Here is a 16,838-nt window from a genome sequence, read left to right as displayed (position 1 = left end):
CGCCACGAGGCGCTGTTCAAACACATATCCGAGTGGAGGTGAAAGCAACTCCGCCGCCTTCTCGTCGTAGCGAGAAGGTGAAGCAAGGGGCAGTCTGAAGCGGAGATCGCCGCCAAGGACGGGAAGCAGCCCTGACAATGCCTGGATGGCCCAGTACTACCGGATGGGTCATGCCGCGGTTAGCGAGATGGGACGGTATACGAAAGGAACCGGTGCCATAAAACCCCCTAATTTTTCGCCAGCTCTAACCCGGTGGATCCGGGCTGGAAAGCAGTGCGCATCCACCAACGGAGAGGACCATAGTTCTCTCTCGTGGTGGAAAACTCCCGAGCCGGTATGTGAGATCTGGCAGGGAGGCCCTGGTGAAGGTCTACGGCGTAACCAGGGCGATACTGCGGGGGTAAAGCCGGGTACCTCGCCCGTCGATCGGAGAACAGCGAACGTGGGAACCACCGGTCCTCACTCCCTTCCCTTCTCGATGCCATCGAGAAAGGAAAGGATAGGTGCGATGCTCACCGAAGAAGGCCAGTGGGGCGGAGACGCCGTAGTAGTCCGAGACCGGGAAAGCCGGTCACATGGCGAAGGGCGGCAGCGATTCCAAGGAGAACACAGGTGAATGCAAGATCCGAAGACGCACCGGTGAACACCGGAGCTTCGATCGTATGGCCGGATTCCGATACCGCCTACTTTCGGGTACGGAAGATGCAGACCAAACTCCATCAATGGGCGAAGGAGGATTCTTCACGCAGGTTCGATGACGTATTCAACCTGGTCTATGATCCGGCGTTCCTGGTCGATGCGTTCGAACGCACCGCCCGGAACAAAGGTGCCAGGACAGCAGGAGTCGACGGGGTCACCGTGCACATGGTCCGATCCCGTATCGGAAGGGATGCGTTCCTCCAACAGGTGCGCGACCTGCTCAAAAGCGGGGAATTCCGACCCAGTGAAGTACGTCGGGTGGCGATCCCCAAAGCGGGCGGGAAGCTGCGCAAGCTGGGGATCCCCACCGTGATCGACAGAGTGGTTCAGGCATCACTGAAAGCGGTGCTGGAACCGGTCTTCGAGGCGGACTTCCTTCCCTGCTCCTATGGTTTTCGGCCCAACCGGCGCGCTCAGGACGCGATCGCCGAGATCCACAGCCTCGCCTCACCGGTGAAGAACCACCACTGGGTTCTGGAAGCCGACATCAAAGCGTGCTTCGACGAGATCGATCACACCTCTTTGATGGATAGGGTGAGAGGACGGGTCAAGGACAAGCGGACCAACGCGCTGGTGAAATCGTTCTTGAAATCCGGCGTGATGACACAGTCCGGGAATCGAGAGGAGACCATCACCGGGACGCCGCAAGGCGGAATCCTGTCACCGTTGCTGGCCAACATCGCGTTGTCAGCACTGGACGAATACATCGCAGCGCAATGGGAAACCAGTGCATACCGTAGACGTGTTCGTCGCCAGAAGGGAATCGGTAACTGGAAACTGGTTCGTTACGCTGATGACTTCGTCATCATGGTGCAAGGGAGCCGTGACCGGGCCGAGGTCTTGAAAGAAGAGGTGAGCCAGGTACTGACCCCGTTAGGGCTGCGCTTGGCCGAGGAGAAAACCGGGGTTGTCCATATCGACCAGGGGTTCGATTTCCTCGGGTTTCATATTCGCCGCAGGGTGAAGAGAGGGACCCGACGTCGGTACGTCTACACCATCCCGTCTAAGAAATCCGTTCAGGCGATCAAGGACGGGGTGCGGCGGGCAACGAACAGACCCACCCGGAACACGGCCACCGAACGCAAGATCGCGGAGGTGGACACGATGGTTCGGGGGTGGGCGAACTACTTCCGTCATGGTGTGTCCAAGAAGATGTTCTCCACTGTGGATTCCTTTTCCTGGTGGAGGTTGTCTTCTTGGATCCGCCGCAAGCACTCCAATATTGGTCTGCGTGAGTTGAGGCGGCGGTTCACCGATCGTGGGTGGCGGCTCGCCTATCAGGGATCTGTTTTCCGTGGCGCATCCAACGTCACGGTGTCCCGGTATCGGTTCAGGGGGTATTCGATTCCCACCCCGTGGACCACACGACCTGCAACCTGTTGAGGAACCGTGGAGAGCCCGTTGCGTTGAAAGGCGCACGGCGGGTTCGGAGGGCGGGCCGTGGAAACCTGTCGTGAGTGATCACGGTAAGGCGCCACGGTCCGACCCTACTGATCCACTGCGGTTAAAAGTAGGCACAGCGTTAAAATGTGATCACTGTGGACACGGGTGAGTACTGTGGTCCCGTTCCTGTTGTCTGGTGACGGCCGCAAACGGTACGTCCTGGAAGGGAAACCGTGGCCGCCGCCCCCCGTGTCGCCGTCGTCCTCGTGGGACAGAACCCCACCCCCGCCCTGCTCAGCGCCCTGACCCTGCCCGTCGACCACCTTCTTCTGGTCGCCAGCGACGGGACCCTGGCCGTGGCCCGCCGGGTCGCCAGCGCCGTCGAAGCCCTGGCCGCCGACCGCTCCGTGCGTGTCCTCAGCGTGGGCTCGGACCCGCACGACCCCGGCGGGGTCACCGGACTACTGGAGAGTGTCCGCACCGCACTGAACGGCCGACCCTGGTACCTGGACTACACCGGCGGAACCAAGGTCATGAGCGTGGCAGCCGCCCTGCACCACGAACACGCACTGCCGCCCGAGGCCCGCGCCTGGCGCTTCTACCTGGACTCCCACAGCGACCTGTTGCGCAGCGCCGACACCGCCAGCCCCGGCCGCCCGGTGACCGGGCACGGCGTCGACCTGCGCACCCTGGCCGGGATCCACGGCGCCCGCTGGTTGGCCGACCGCGACCCCAAGCCCCTGCGCCTGTTCCTGGACGGCGGCCCGGCCGCCCTGGCCGAGGCGTTCCCGAAGCTGCCCGAGAGCGAACTCAACGGAATCGCCGCGGAGGGGCGTGTGCTCGCCCACCTGCGCCGGTTGCTGGGCGGACGGCCCGACAGCGAGGTCCTGGGCTCGCGCAGGGTCGCCGACCCCTTCCGCCCCGGCGGATCCATCGCCGACTTCGACATCCTGGTCCGGCACCGGCACCGGGTGCTGTGCGTGGAGACCAAGACCCGCGCCGAGGACGTGGTAGCCCGCGCGGGCTGGACCGTGGCCAAGGCCCGGCGGGTCTTCGGCGGGGCCACCCACGTCCTTTTCGTCTACTCGGGCCCGGTCGTGGCCGACCTGCGCGACCAGGTCACCGCCTACAACCCGGCGCTGTCCGCACGCCACGTCCACGTGTGGAACCTGGACACCCTTACCGAGCGGGTGAACTCCTTCGACGCGGTGCGTGACGCCTTCTTCCCCAGCCTGGCCGACACGCCTCCGAGGGCGGCCGTCCCCGCCGTGCTCCCACCCGGACCCGCTCCCGTCCCCGAACCCGGGCCGCCGACCGAACCGCCCGCCCACCACCCCGGGCCGGAGGAGGCCCCGCTCCTGGTCACTCCGCTGGGCGGAAGCCGCCTGGGCGCCCTGGCCGCCATGCACGCCCACCGTCCGGCCCGCGCGCTGGTCCTGCCCTCCAAGCAGAGCCTGCGGGCCAGGGTGCGCGAAGCCGCCGCGCGGGCCCTGCGCGCCGCCGAGCTGCCGGACGCACCCGCGGCCGACAGCGCCGCCCTGCGTGCCGAGGGCTACCGGGACCGGGTGCGCCTGGCCGCCGACCCGGTGGACGGCTACGACTCCGGCGCGGTCCAGCGGGCCGTCCAGGAGTGGATCCAGGCAGAGCGGGGGCGTGGCCCGGGCGAACGCGACGGCGCCCCCCGCCCGGTGGTCGTGGACATCACCACCGGGACCAAGGCGATGAGCCTGGGCCTGGCGCGGGCGGCCCGGCACGTCGGGGCCTGCGCCACCTACCAGCTGCCCAAGGACCGGGCGGTGGTGTGCCTGACCCACGGCCGCCGGGGGTTGGCGGGGCGGGCGCGGATCGACTGGTCGCTGGTGCTGTCCGGGTACGAGCCCCTGTCCGTGCCCCTGGGCGAGATGGTCACCGGGCCGGCCAGGGACCAGGTGGACGTCGCTCTGCTGGAGCGGGCCGGATCCGCTCTCGCCGAGGCCGCCACGGGGGAGTGCGGGGTGTGGTGGGACGTCTCCCTGAGTGACCCGCAGGGGTTCCTCACCGCACAGGAGCGGCCCGGGCTGGTGCTGACCTTCGACGATCGCGCGGTGGGGCTGGCCGCTCCGGCCCGGCTGCGCCGACGCACCGCCGAGGGCCCGTTGCGGGGGGTGAGCCCGGGTGCGTGGGCGCAGAGCGTGTTCGCGGCGACCACGCACCTCAACGCGCGCTGCGACGTGGCCGGGAGGGTACTGGCCCTGACCCGGCCCGGGCGGAACGTGACCCGGGCGGGGGAGCTGGTCGACTGGATCGCCCAGGCCGATCCCGAGGCCCCGGACCTCACGGAAGAGCTCAACTTCGGTGAACCGCTGCGGCCGCTGGTCGTGGCGGTGGATCCGGAGGCCGAGGCGGTCGACTGCGCTGCGCTCAACACGGATGTCAGCCAGCTCTGAGCGCGGTCGGATGTTTCGTCTGGGTGTTTTGTCTTATTTGTTACGCGTGGGGTGCCAACCGGTCCATACCGGAGATCGTCCTTGATGCGACACGTCCCCCTCGCATGAATGGAGCCGCCGCGTGCGGTACCGATCCACCCCGGCCCTGGCGGCCGGGGCCCTGAGCATGGCCCTGCTGACGGGGTGTTCCCTGCTCCCGGTCCTGGAAGAGACACGGGACGCCGCTGTCGAGCAGTTCGGCTCGGCCCTCGAACTGGAACGCTTCCGCTCCCAGCACGTGAACTGGCAGCCCTGCTACACCCGCTCGGAGATCGACGAGATCCTCGAGTTCTGGCACGTGGACGAGGACTGGCAGCGGAATCTGGAATGCGGCGCCATGGTCGTCCCCCTCGACTACTCCGCCCCCGAGCGCGAGCGGATCCAGATCGCCCTGGTCCGCCAGCCCGCCACCGGCGACGCCGAACAACGGCGGGGCTCACTGGTCCTCAACCCGGGCGGCCCAGGCGGATCGGGCCTGGACATGCTCTTCGACGAGGTGTTCAGCCCCGAGATCCGGGAGGCCTACGACCTGGTCTCCTTCGACCCGCGCGGTGTGGGCGGCAGCGCTCCGGTGGCCTGTCACGGCACCGGGGAGGAAGAGGGGGCAGACCGCTGGGCCGACCTGCTGGCCTGGGACCTGGAACCGGACGACCTCGGCGACGACGACCTCCGGGAGCTCGACGGACTGGCCCGCGAGTACGCGCACGCGTGCGCCGAGGAAGCGGGCGAGGACTTCCTCGCGCATATCGGCACGGTCAACGTCGCCCGCGACATGGACCTGGTCCGCCAGGTCCTGGGCGACGACGAGCTCTCGTACGTGGGCTACTCCTACGGGACCCACCTGGGTTCGGTGTACGCCGAGCTGTACCCCGAGAAGGTCGGGTCGATGGTCTTGGACGGCGGTGTGGACCTGGACGTCTCCCCGGCGGACACACTGATCGACCAGATCGGGAGCTTCCAGGAGACCTGGGAGCTGTTCGTCGAGGACTGCGCCGAGTACCGCAACAACTGCGCGTTCACCGGGCCGGACCGGGCCACCGAGGAGATGTCCAGGATCCTGGCGTCCCTTGACGAGGAACCCCTCGTCATCTACGACCCGGAATGGGCCAGCGAGGAGGTCGTGATCGACGGCGCGACCATGCTCGACATCACCATGCTGACCCTCTACCACGAGGAACTGTGGCCCGACCTCAGCGACGGCCTGGCGGACGTGGCCGCCCAGGACCACGGGCGCGCCGGCTACTTCCTGGGCTACCTGTACGTGGTGGCCTACGGGCACCCGGACGAGGAGTTCGACGAGGCCGACCAGGTGAACGCCGACACCACGCGGACCGCCATCGAGTGCGCCGACCACCCGGTGGACGCCGCGGACCTGGGCACCTCCGACCACCGCGAGCTCCTGGAGCGCGGCCACGAGGCCTCGGAGCTGTTCGGCGGTCTGGCGGTGTGGCCCCTGATGGTGTGCTCGCACTGGGTCCGGGGCGAGGAACCGCCGACCGGGTTCACGGCTTCGGGCGCCCCGCCGATCGTGGTGGTCGGCACGGTCGGCGACCCGGCCACCCCCTACAGCTGGTCGCAGAGCCTGGCCCAGCGGTTGGAGAGCGCGACCCTGGTCACCTACGAGGGGTCGGGACACGGGGTATATGGCTTTGATCGCAACGAGTGCGTCGACGAGGTGATCGACGCCTACCTCCTTGAAGGCATCACCCCCGGTAGCGGGCACTTCTGCCAGCCCGTCGGCTGATCGGGCCGGTACAGCCCGATCGGACCCTGGCGAAGGCCGGTGCCCCGGCCACCGGCCCGTGCGCAAGGATGGTGGCCGGGGCGCGGCTGCCTGGCCGCGTGTGAAACGAAACGGTGGGGCATACGGGCCATGCGCAAAACGGTCGGTGGGGTTCGGGGGAGTGCGCTGGGGAGCGCACTGGTACTGCTGGTCGCGGGGTGTACCGCACCGGAGGAGGACACGGGGGCGCCCGACGCGGGCAGCGTCGAGTGGGCGCCCTGCCTGTCCGAGGAGGAACTGGACGAGGCTCCCGAGTGGGGCGGTGACCCGGACTGGCTCCAGGACCTGGAGTGCGGGACGGTCGCCGTCCCGCTCGACCACGCCGACCCCGACGGAAGCACCGTGGAGCTGGCCCTGACCCGGCGCCCCGCCGGCGGATCCGCCGGCGAGCGGATCGGCTCCCTGGTGCTCAACCCCGGCGGCCCCGGGGAGTCCGGGGTGGCGATGCTCGACCACCCGCTCTTCGACGAACAGATCCAGGACGCCTTCGACCTGGTCGGCTTCGACCCCCGCGGGGTGGGCGAGAGCGAGGGGATCGCCTGCGGCGACTGGTACGCCATGGACGAGGCCCGCCGGGCGGTGACCGACCCCGGGGACGTCACCGACGCCGATCTGGCCGCGCTGGAGGAGAGCGCCCGCGCCTACGCCGACGACTGCGCCGAGACGGTGGGGGAGGACTTCCTCGCCACCATGGGCACGGTGAACGTGGTCCGCGACCTGGACCTGCTCCGGGGCGCGCTGGGCGACGAGCAGCTCACCTTCGTGGGCTTCTCGTACGGCACCTACATCGGCGCCCTGTACGCGGAGATGTTCCCGGAGAACACCCGTGCGCTGGTACTGGACGGGGCGGTGGAGACCGAACGCCCCAACGTGGAGGTCGCCGCCGACCAGGCCGACGCCTTCCAGGCCGCCTGGGACCTGTTCGTCGCCGAGTGCCTGGGCGGTCCGGGCTGCCCGTTCAGCGGGTCGGACGCGGCGGACGCGGAGATGGGGGAGCTCCTGGACCGGCTGGACGCGGACCCGCCGGTGGTGCGGGACATGCCGGTGGACGGGGTCACGCTGCTGGGCATGGTGAGCCTGCAGCTGTACCACGAGGACGCCTGGGCCGGCCTGACCGAGGCCCTGGCCGCCGTGGCCGAGGATCCGGCGCAGGCCGGCCCCGAACTGGAGCGGCTCTACGACGACACCTACGGTCAGGACGAGGAGCCGGCGCAGGACGGCGAACCGGCGCCGACCGGGCCGGAGGACTCCGTGGCGCCCGGCCCGGAGTTCGGCGGACCGGACACCGAGGCCGCCCTGACCGCGGTGAACTGCGCTGACCGGGTCGACCCCACCGATCCCGAGGTCTACCGGGACACGGCCCAGCGGGCGGCCGGGGACTCCCCGTTCTTCGGCACCGGCCTGGTGTGGGAGCAGCTGCCCTGCGCCTACTGGGTGGACACCGAGGAGGCGCCCACCGGGTTCTCCGCCCCCGACGCCCCGCCGATCCTGGTGATCGGCACGGTCGGTGACCCGGCCACCCCCTACACCTGGGCCGAGGAGCTCTCCGACCAGCTGGCCACCGCGACCCTGATCACCTACGAGGGCAACGGGCACACCGCCTACGGCTACGGGATGAGGTGCGTGGACGAGGCCGTGGACGCCTACCTGCTGGAAGGTGAGGTTCCGGAGGCCGGACTCTCCTGCCCCGCCTGGTAGGTCCCGCCCGGTAAAGGGGCGGTGGCACGGAGTGTTTACCCGCCCACCGGGATGTTCTCCGCGCTTCCAGCCATGACCACTCAGAGTATGGAACTTTCGATGGTTCCTTACTCGGAGTAGAGGTGGATGTGCGGGTGCGCTGTACGGGTGGGCGGGTACTCGGGGCCGCGGGGCTGGCGGCGGTACTGGTCGTCACGGCCGGTTTCGCCCCGGCCGACCAGTGGGACGGTCAGCGCACGTTCTACGGCCAGTACATCGACTGGGCCCCGTGCCTCACCCCGCAGGAGCTCGCGGCGGCCGAACCGGCCGAGGGGGACCCGGACTGGACGGCCCGGTTGGAGTGCGGCACCGTCACCGTCCCCGTCGATCACGGTGACCCCCGGGGCGAGACGATCGAGACAGCGGTGGTCCGGCACCCAGCCCAGGGCACCCTCGAACAGCGCCGGGGCTCCCTGGTGTTCAACTTCGGCGGACCGGGCGGCGCGGGGGTCGAACGGTTCAGGTCCGGGCCGCTGCCCGTGAGCAGGCAGATCCGCGACTCCTTCGACCTCGTCTCCTTCGACCCGCGCGGGGTGGGGGAGAGCGCGGGCTTCACCTGCTCGGAGTGGGACGCCATGGAAGAGCCCCTGGCGCGGGTCCGGGGTGTCGAACCCGCGCAGGTCAGTGAGGAGCAGCTCCGGGAGCTGGATCGCGCGGCCGGGGAGTTCGCCCGGAGCTGCGTGGACGAGGTCGGCGCGGACTTCCTCGCCACCATGGGCACGGTGAACGTGGTCCGCGATCTCGACCTGATCCGCGATGCCCTGGGCGACCCGAAGCTGAGCTATGTCGGCTACTCCTACGGCACCCACATCGGCGCCCTGTACGCGGAGATGTTCGCGGAGCGGACCCGTGCCCTGGTCCTGGACGGTGCGGTGCAGCTCGAACGGGACGTCATCGCCGACGGCATGGAACAGAGCGAGGGCGCGCAGACCGCCTGGGAGGCCTTCGTCGCCTACTGCCTGGACGGGGCCCCGGAGTGCCCGTTCACCGGTGCGGAACAGGCTCCCACCGAGGCCGAGGCGCTCCTGGCCGGACTCGACGCCGACCCGATCGCCGTCGAGGGGCAGAGGATCGGCCGACACGAGATGCTCGCGCTGCTGAGGGACTCGCTGTACCTGGAGCGGCAGTGGGAGGGGGAAGCCCGCCTCCTGGCGCGCATCGCCGCGGGCGACACCGGGGACGATTTCGTCCAGGCCTACCTGGCGCGTTACGTCGCCGGCCAGGAGGAGGACCCGGGCGCGACCGAGTCGGCCTTCACCGCGGTGCAGTGCGCCGACCACGTCAGGCCCACCGACCCCCGCTCCTACCGCAAGGGCGCCCAGCGGGCCGCGGACCTCTCCCCGTTCTTCGGCGGTGGCGAGGTCTGGTCGTTCCTGCCCTGCGCCCACTGGCCCGACACCGAGCTCGTCCCTACCGGGGTGAACGCCCTGATGGCGCCGCCGATCCTGGTCATCGGCACGCTGAACGACCCCGCCACCCCGTACGTGTGGGCCGAGGAGCTGGCCGAACAGCTGGTCACGGCGAGGCTCTTCACTTACGAGGGCGGCGGGCACACCGCCTACGCTGGCGGGCGCGCCTGCGTCGACGGTGCGGTGGACGCCTACCTGCTGGAGGGCGAGCTCCCCGAGGCGGGCGCCTCCTGCCCGGGCGAGCTCTGACCCTGTTCGCCTCGTTCTTCCGTGTCCGTCGGGAAACGCACGAACAGCAGCACCAGGGCCATCGCCCCCACGCCCGCGGCCAGCACCAGGTGGCCGGTGGCGATCGAGGTGGCCGCCATCAAGGGGCCGAGCAGCAGCGGGGACAGGAACTGCCCGACGAAGACCAGCGTGCTGGAGACCGAGCTCACCCGCCCCATCACCGGGGCGGGTGCCAGCACACCCATGAGCACGGTCAGCGAGGTGAGCCACACCCCGCCGCCCGCACCCAGCAGAACGGCGGCCGCCACCAGGGCCGGGACCGCGTCGACCAGCCCCAGCAGGAGGAAGGCGGCCGTCCACAGTGCGGCGGTGGTCCGCAGCAGCGCGTTGATCCCCGCGGCCCGGCGCAGGCGGGCGTAGAAGAGCCCCACCAGGGCGGAGGTCCCGGTCAGCAGGGACACGTTCACCGAGACCGCCACCGGGTCGTGCACGCCGAGCTCGGCCAGCCGCGGGGGCAGGAACACGAGCAGCCCGTAGGTGATCACCATGTACGCGCTGGACAGCGCGAACACCCCCAGCAGTGCGGGCCGGGCAGCGAGCGCCGCGCGCAGGGTGGTCGCTCCGACAGCTGACCCGCCGGTGCCGGAGGCCGCTCCGGTTTCGGGTGTGCTGACCAGGAACAGCGCGGCCACACCCAGGGGAATGCCGATGAGGAACACGGCGAACGGCGCCTGCCAGGAGATCCCGCCCAGAGCGCCGCCGAGGAGCGGCCAGGCCACGCCGCCCAGGCTGACGGCGGTGGTCCGCCACCCCATCACCCGGTCGCGGTCACGGCCCCGGTATCCGTTGAGGAAGGCGACCGTGAGGGCGGAGAGCGCCATGGCCGTGCCGATCCCGAACACGACCCGACTGGCCAGCAGCAGTGTGTAGTCGTCGGTGACCAGCCCGGCCCCGCCCGCCAGCCCGTAGACGAGCAGACCGACGAACATCGGGCCGCGCACCCCCACCCGGTCCACGAGCCAGCCGGTGAGAGGGCTGACGACGGCGATGGTCAGCCCGTTGAGGGTGAGCAGGGTCCCGGCCTGGGTGGAACTGATCCCCAGACCGGATCGGAGGAGTTCCAGCACCGGCATGAGGATCGTGCCGGACATGGCACCGAGGGTGGAGGCGAGCAGGAGGACGGCCAGTGTGCCGTGCCGCCGTTGTGTCGAGGGGGTTGGGGGGTTGGCTGGGATCGCCGTTTCGGGCATGGGGGTCCCTTAGAAAGTGCCATTGAGTGGCATTAGTTACTTGGGGGCACTTTATGCCCGGGGGCTCATCTTTTCCAGGGGTCCGGGAAGGGGCTGGCTAGGATGCGTGGCATGGCCGTGAACGACACCGAGGGCACACCCCTGTCCCTGCGCGAACGCAAGAAGCAACGCACGCTGGAGGAACTTGCCGACTGCGCGGCCAGGCTCTTCGAGGAACAGGGCTTCGAGGCCACCACCCTGGAGGAGGTCGTGGCGGCGGCCGAGGTCTCCAAACGGACGTTCTTCCGCTACTACGCCTCCAAGGAGGCGGTCGCCCTGGCCCCCGAAGGGCTGCTGTGGGAGCGCTACGTCGCCGAGGTCGCCGACCGGCCCCTGCGCGGAGCCGTGCTGGACACCCTGCGCACCGCCCTGCTCGACACCGTCGAGGCGATGCCGCCGGGATGGGAGGAACGGTTCTACGCCTGCCGTCGGCTGGCCGCGCACAGTCCCACTCCGGCGCTGCGCGAGCACACCGTCGTCTCCTCGTTCCACGCCCAGTCGGAGCTCACCGCCATTCTCGAACGCCGCCTGGGCATCAGTTCCGAGGCCGACGTCCGGCTGCGGATGCTCGGGGAGTTCGCGCTCAGCGCCTGGCGGTGTGGAGCCAAGGAATGGGTGATGGGCCGCGAACCCGGGCAGATCGGGCACCCGGCCATGGACGCCACCCCCGACCCCCGCGACGCCGCGACCGCTGTCCGGGTCCGGGGCGGGCGCGAACGCCTGCTGCGGCGGGTGGACGAGGCCTTCGCCGCGATCCCCGCCAGCCTGGCGCTGTCCGCTGACTGACCACCGCCCGCCCCTCCCTCTGCCGGATGACACGGTTCCCCCGTATGGGGGAGGTGCGCCCGGGCCGAGTCGAACAGACTCGGACACGAGCGGGACAGCCGAGCGTGGGGACGGGTCATGGACGTGTGGACACGGGGGCCGGAACGGGCCGTCACGGGGGACGGCCCGAGGCGGACCGCGCCCGTGCGGCTCGGCTACGCGGCAGCCGCGGCGGGTCTGCTGCTGGGAGCCGCGCACCTGCTGGTCACCGGCTGGTTCGCGGTCTCCGGACAGCAGGAGGCCTCAGCGGGCTACCTGGTCTGGGTGATCGGCCCGCTCGTCGTCACCCTCGGGTTGGCCGCCGCGGCCATCGCCCTGGTGCGCCCCGGGGCGGGACGGGCCCCGAGGCGCGGGCTGACCTGGGTCACCGGCACCGCCGCGGTGCTCTGCTTCCTGCTCAGCGCGGTCGGGTTCGCGTCGCTGTTCTTCGGTGCGAGCCCGACCTCCCTCTTCTTCGGGCCCGGGCCCTACGCACTGCCCGGGGCGGTGCTCTTCGGAGCCCTCACCCTGAGTGCTCGGTCGGCGCGGGGTCGAAGGCTCCCTCCGGCGGATCCAGCCGCGCGGCCTCCCGGTAGCGCCCCGGGGAGCGGCCGAACTCCCGTTTGAAGGCGCTGGCGAAGGCGAACTGGGACGAGTACCCGACCCGCGTCGCGATCGCGTTGATCGGCGCGTCGCTCTCGCGCAGCAGCTTTCCGGCGGTGGTGAGCCGCCACCACGTCACATAGGCCAACGGGGACTGGCCCACCAGCGCGGTGAAGCGCCGGGAGAAGGCCGCCCGGGACAGCCCGGCCCGCTCGCCCAGCTCCGCCACCGTCCACGGGTGAGCGGGGTCCAGGTGGACGGCCTGAATCGCGGCGTGCACGGCCGGATCGCGCAAGGCTCCCGCGAAACCGCATCCGGGGCCCTCTTCGGTGGCGGCCTCCTCCAGGTAGGTGCGCAGGATGTAGACGATCAGCATGTCCAGCAGGTGGGGGACCAGGGTGTCCCCGCCGGGCCGGTGCGATCCCAACTCACGGCCGAGCAGACCGACGGCGAGCGGTAGCTCGGAGCGTTGGCCCACCCGCGCGGGCAGGTGCACCACGGCGGGGAGCTCGGTGAGCAGGGGGTGGGGCCGGGTGGGACCGGCGTGGTAGAAGCCGCCCACCGTGACGCAGGTGGGTTCCCCCGAAGCGGCGTCCCCGACGGAAGTGGCACCGAACCGCTGGAAGGGCTGCGGGAACTCGTTGGAGCACGTCAGGTTCGGAACCGGCTCACCCGGCTCGGGCAGCATCAGCTCGCCCCGATCCCGGAGGAAGTCCACACAGTTCAGGTCCAGGGGCGCCACGGAGGGGTCGCTGGTCAGGGAGTGTTCGTGGCCCCGGGGCAGGAAGAGCACGTCGCCCGTGCCCAGCTGGACCGGTTCACCGCCGTCAACCAGCAGCCAGCAAGACCCCTGGAGCACGACCTGGAACGCGGCCGCGGGCGACTCTCTTCCGGTGAAGCGCATGCCCCACAGGGCGTACCACTCGACCCTGGCCGAACGCGGCTGCCCGGTGCGCACCGTCGAGATCACGTCACTGAGTACGTCCATGCTCCCACCGTATCCACACATACCCCATGAAGAGACGACTGAGTATAGAAGGGAGCCTTTCGCGCATAGGAAGTCTTGCCGCAAGTTCATACGGTCAAAGTCCTACCTACGACAACAGAGGAACGACCATGGCCGAGACCCGCATCGAAACCCGTACCGCCATCCGCCCGTCCTGGCGGCCCCGCCTGATCGCCGTCGTGGCGGTGACCGTCGTCAACGCCCTCCTGGCCCTCCTCGCGCCCCTGATCGGCGCGGACCTGGTGGTCACGGCCCCGGGGGAGGACCCGATGACCCTCACGCTGGTGGACTTCGCCCTCTTCAGCGCGGGGTTCGCCCTCCTCGGATGGGGCGCACTCGCCCTGGCCGAACGCCTCCTGGGCACCGGGCGCGGCCGCCTGGTGTGGACGGTCGCCGCGGTGCTCATCCTCCTGGTGATGTTCGTGCCGCCGCTGATCACGGACGCCTCGGTCGCCACCACCGTGGTCCTGGAGCTCTCCCACCTGGTGGTCGCCGCGGTCATCCCGGTGTTCTGGAAGACCTCCAGGGCCTCCTGAGGGCTGGCGGGCGGGCGCGTATACTCCGGGTTATACCGGTGTGGGTCGCGCCCGCGGCCGCACCGCCTCTCGAAGGGACACCCCCTGCAACTGAGCGCACTGCTCAACGGCCATGCCCACCAGGTCATCTTCGGGGACTCCGACATCCCCATCGCCGCGGCCCCCTGCGCCGACCTCGACCGGGTGGCGCCGGGATCCCTCTACCTCGCGCTCCCGGGGCACCGCCAAGGCGGCCCGGAGGGCATCGCCACGGCGTTCGCCCGGGGCGCCGTCGCCGCCCTGACCCAGGAACCGCTCTCCGACGACGGCCTGGACACTCCACCTGGTGCCTGTGTGGTCCGGGTCGCCGACGCCCGCGTCGCGGCGGCCCTGGTCTGCGCCCGGTACCACGGCGAACCCGGCTCCGCCATGGACGTCGTCGCGGTCACCGGTACCAACGGCAAGACCTCGGTGGCTTCCATGTACGAGTCCCTGCTGCGGGTCGCCAACGGCGCCCGGGTCGGGGTCATCGGCACCTCCGGGGCCCGGACCGGCGGGGACCCGATCCCGATGCCCCACACCGTGCTCAGCACACCCGAAGCACCCGACCTGCAGTACCTGCTGGCCCGCATGCGCAGCCGGGGCACCCTCAGCGTCGTGCTGGAGGCGACCTCCATGGGCCTGCTCGAACACCGTGTGGACGGCTCGCACATCGACGTCGGGGTCTTCACCAACCTGACCCAGGACCACCTGGACGACCACGGGACGATGGAGCTCTACCGGGACGCCAAGCTGCGGCTGTTCCAGGGGCTGTGCCGCCGCGCCGTGGTCAACGTGGACGATCCCGTCGGCGCCACGATCCCGGCGATGATGCCGGGCGCGGCGGTCACCTACTCCGTCGAGACCGAGGCGGACTACCGGGCCACCGATCTGGTGGTGGAGGCCTCGGGCACCCGGTTCGTCCTACACCACGACGGACGCAAGTACCCGGCGGCGATCCCCATGCCGGGGCGCTTCTCGGTCTCCAACGCGCTCGCCGCGCTGGCCGCCTGCCACGTCCAGGGGCACGACCTCACCGGGCTGGTGGCGGCGCTGGAGCGGATGCCCCAGATCCCGGGGCGCTTCGAGCACTTCGCGGCCCCGCGCGGGGTCTCGGTGATCGTGGACTACGCCCACTCGCCCGACTCCCTCGACAAGGTCCTGGCCACGATCCGGGGTTTCGCCCCGGGCCGGGTCTTCACCGTCTTCGGCTGCGGCGGGGACCGAGACACCACCAAGCGCGCGAAAATGGGCCGGATCGCCGGGACCTACTCCGACCGGTGCGTACTGACCTCGGACAACCCGCGCCACGAGGACCCGGAGACGATCATGGCGCAGGTCGCCGAGGGCATCGAGGAGACCGGCACCCCGTTCACCCGTATCCCCGACCGCCGGGCCGCCATCGACCGGGCCCTCTCGGTGGCCCGCTCCGGTGACGTGGTGCTGATCGCGGGCAAGGGCTGCGAGCCCTACCAGATCGTCGGCGACGAGATGCTGCCCTTCGACGACATGACCACCGTGCACGAGGTCGTCGCCGGGCACTGACGCACGGCCCTCCCCTTCGATGAGGTTCGCCGCACCTCATCAGGGGAGGCGCGTTCCACCTTGACCCGCTTCGCTGCGACGGCGGTGGGCGGCCATCGGGTGACGCGGAAGGAGAGGTCGGGATGGCGGACGGGCCACAAGAGCCCACCACCAACGACCAAGTGTCTCGGCCATCTGCCGGTGCCCGCCCCAGGCGCGCCCCGACAGCAAGAGCGGCAGCACCCTTTCTCCGTGACGCTTCTATGTCAAGTGGCGGGCTGAAGACAGACCTCAGCCCGCCCTCTCACCACTTGACATAGAAGCGTCACGGGGCCAGAGCGGGGCAGCCTCAGCGTGCTCGGTTGACCTTGTGGTTACTGCAAGCCCGAAACTGGCACCATGAGCCTTTCGGTCAAGGATTTCAGCCAGATGAGCGGGTTGTCGCCGCAGACGCTGCGCTTCTACCACTCCGAGCGACTGTTGGTCCCCGCCGGGGTCGATGAGCGGACCGGGTACCGGTACTACGAATTCGCGCAGGTCGAGACCGCCCTACTGGTCACGGCCCTGCGTGGCACCGGCATGAGCGTCAAGCACGTTCGCCGTGCCCTGGAGGCTCCCGACACCGCCGCCGCGCTGCTGAAGGAACACATCGAAGCGCTGGAGCGCCAGCGCGAGGCCGAGGACGAGGCGATCGCCGCCGTCCGCAAGCTGCTTGCCTCCCGGCCCGAGGTCCAGTGCAGGGAGACAGCGGGGGTGACGGTGCTGTCGAAGGCCGTTCCCGCGACCGCCGTGGAGAGCCAGCGGGGCCAGGCCGACCAGTACGACTGGGAGCAGGTCACCGTCGCCGTCATGGCCACCGTGGGGGAGCTGACCGCCCTGGCCGCTGAACACGGCGCCACCGTGACGGCTGCCCCCTGGTTCAGTTGGGCAGCAGAGACCGCTGAGCAGAAGGAGCGGGCCCTCACGGAAAAGGGGCCGCACTGGCTGGCCAAGCTTCCGGTCGTCGCTGACGCCGAGGTGCTCGCTGTCCTATCCGAGAAGGTTGACGTGCAGGCCTTCGAAGCTCGGGAGGAGCTGTCGATTCACCTGCCCGGCAGGAACTCGATGCCCAAGTACAGCACGGCCCTTTCCCGGCTGGTGCCCCGGGTTCCGGAAGGGTTCTTCCCCGACTTCTCCGGGATGCGCCACATCCTGCATGAGGAGGGTGTGGAGACCGCGATCCGTCTGCGTCCCCTCGGCGAGGCCGAGGACCTCACCTGAGCGAGGGGGCACACGCCCCCGCATGAGGAGGCCCCGGCTGGGGATCTCCTGAGAGACCCCAGCCGGGGCTTTCGTGTGTACCCGCTGACCACGT

Annotated in this window: 12 protein-coding genes; 10 read left to right on the top strand and 2 right to left on the bottom strand. The window is 70.0% G+C overall.

The annotated features are described in order from the left end of the window. Nucleotides 1–612 precede the first annotated feature (612 nt). From ltrA to HNR07_RS13125, 5 genes are all read left to right on the top strand, one after another. Complete coding sequence (gene ltrA, locus HNR07_RS13145; protein ID WP_221318691.1) at nt 613–2,082, top strand: group II intron reverse transcriptase/maturase; 1,470 nt, start codon at nt 613–615, stop codon at nt 2,080–2,082. Between the two features lie 233 nt (nt 2,083–2,315). Next, nucleotides 2,316–4,508 (top strand): NERD domain-containing protein, encoded by a 2,193-nt coding sequence (locus HNR07_RS13140; protein WP_184365237.1) that lies wholly within the window; start codon nt 2,316–2,318, stop codon nt 4,506–4,508. 121 nt (nt 4,509–4,629) lie between these two features. Beyond that, entirely contained in the window at nt 4,630–6,291 is a 1,662-nt protein-coding gene (locus HNR07_RS13135; RefSeq protein WP_312893781.1) for an alpha/beta hydrolase, read from the top strand. Between the two features lie 129 nt (nt 6,292–6,420). Continuing rightward, nucleotides 6,421–8,028, top strand: coding sequence for an alpha/beta hydrolase (locus tag HNR07_RS13130; protein WP_184365236.1), 1,608 nt, complete (start codon nt 6,421–6,423; stop codon nt 8,026–8,028). Between the two features lie 134 nt (nt 8,029–8,162). Then, the gene (locus tag HNR07_RS13125; protein WP_312893780.1) at nt 8,163–9,725 is read left to right on the top strand and encodes an alpha/beta hydrolase; all 1,563 of its coding nucleotides are present in this window, start codon (nt 8,163–8,165) and stop codon (nt 9,723–9,725) included. Here the strand turns inward: HNR07_RS13125 and HNR07_RS13120 are convergent. Then, on the bottom strand, nt 9,668–10,954 hold the full coding sequence (locus HNR07_RS13120; RefSeq protein ID WP_184365234.1) for an MFS transporter: 1,287 nt from the start codon (nt 10,952–10,954) through the stop codon (nt 9,668–9,670). The two genes, HNR07_RS13125 and HNR07_RS13120, sit on opposite strands and share 58 nt — an antisense overlap. Nucleotides 10,955–11,065: 111 nt before the next feature. On the opposite strand from HNR07_RS13120, the gene HNR07_RS13115 reads away from it, so the two are divergent. Further along, nucleotides 11,066–11,779 carry a TetR/AcrR family transcriptional regulator gene (locus HNR07_RS13115; protein WP_246420286.1) on the top strand — a complete coding sequence of 238 codons (714 nt, stop codon included), beginning with the start codon at nt 11,066–11,068 and terminating at the stop codon, nt 11,777–11,779. Between the two features lie 117 nt (nt 11,780–11,896). After that, nucleotides 11,897–12,424 (top strand): hypothetical protein, encoded by a 528-nt coding sequence (locus HNR07_RS13110; protein WP_184365232.1) that lies wholly within the window; start codon nt 11,897–11,899, stop codon nt 12,422–12,424. Here HNR07_RS13110 and HNR07_RS13105 read toward each other — a convergent pair. Then, nucleotides 12,321–13,388, bottom strand: a complete 1,068-nt coding sequence (locus HNR07_RS13105) for an AraC family transcriptional regulator (RefSeq protein WP_184365231.1) — start codon at nt 13,386–13,388, stop codon at nt 12,321–12,323. The genes HNR07_RS13110 and HNR07_RS13105 overlap by 104 nt on opposite strands. Before the next feature lie 128 nt (nt 13,389–13,516). Between HNR07_RS13105 and HNR07_RS13100 the strand changes: the two genes are divergently transcribed. The 3 genes from HNR07_RS13100 (at nt 13,517) to HNR07_RS13090 (ending at nt 16,744) form a co-directional block, all read left to right on the top strand. Then, on the top strand, nt 13,517–13,942 hold the full coding sequence (locus HNR07_RS13100; RefSeq protein WP_184365230.1) for a DUF6069 family protein: 426 nt from the start codon (nt 13,517–13,519) through the stop codon (nt 13,940–13,942). An 84-nt stretch (nt 13,943–14,026) separates the two neighbouring features. Further along, entirely contained in the window at nt 14,027–15,505 is a 1,479-nt protein-coding gene (locus HNR07_RS13095) for a UDP-N-acetylmuramoyl-L-alanyl-D-glutamate--2,6-diaminopimelate ligase (protein ID WP_184371961.1), read from the top strand. Between the two features lie 378 nt (nt 15,506–15,883). Next, entirely contained in the window at nt 15,884–16,744 is an 861-nt protein-coding gene (locus HNR07_RS13090; RefSeq protein ID WP_184365229.1) for a MerR family transcriptional regulator, read from the top strand. Nucleotides 16,745–16,838 lie beyond the last annotated feature (94 nt).

This window comes from Nocardiopsis metallicus (assembly GCF_014201115.1).
GTDB lineage: Bacteria > Actinomycetota > Actinomycetes > Streptosporangiales > Streptosporangiaceae > Nocardiopsis > Nocardiopsis metallicus.
Note: the sequence above shows the minus strand (reverse complement) of the source record. Positions and strands in the feature narration are given on the sequence as shown.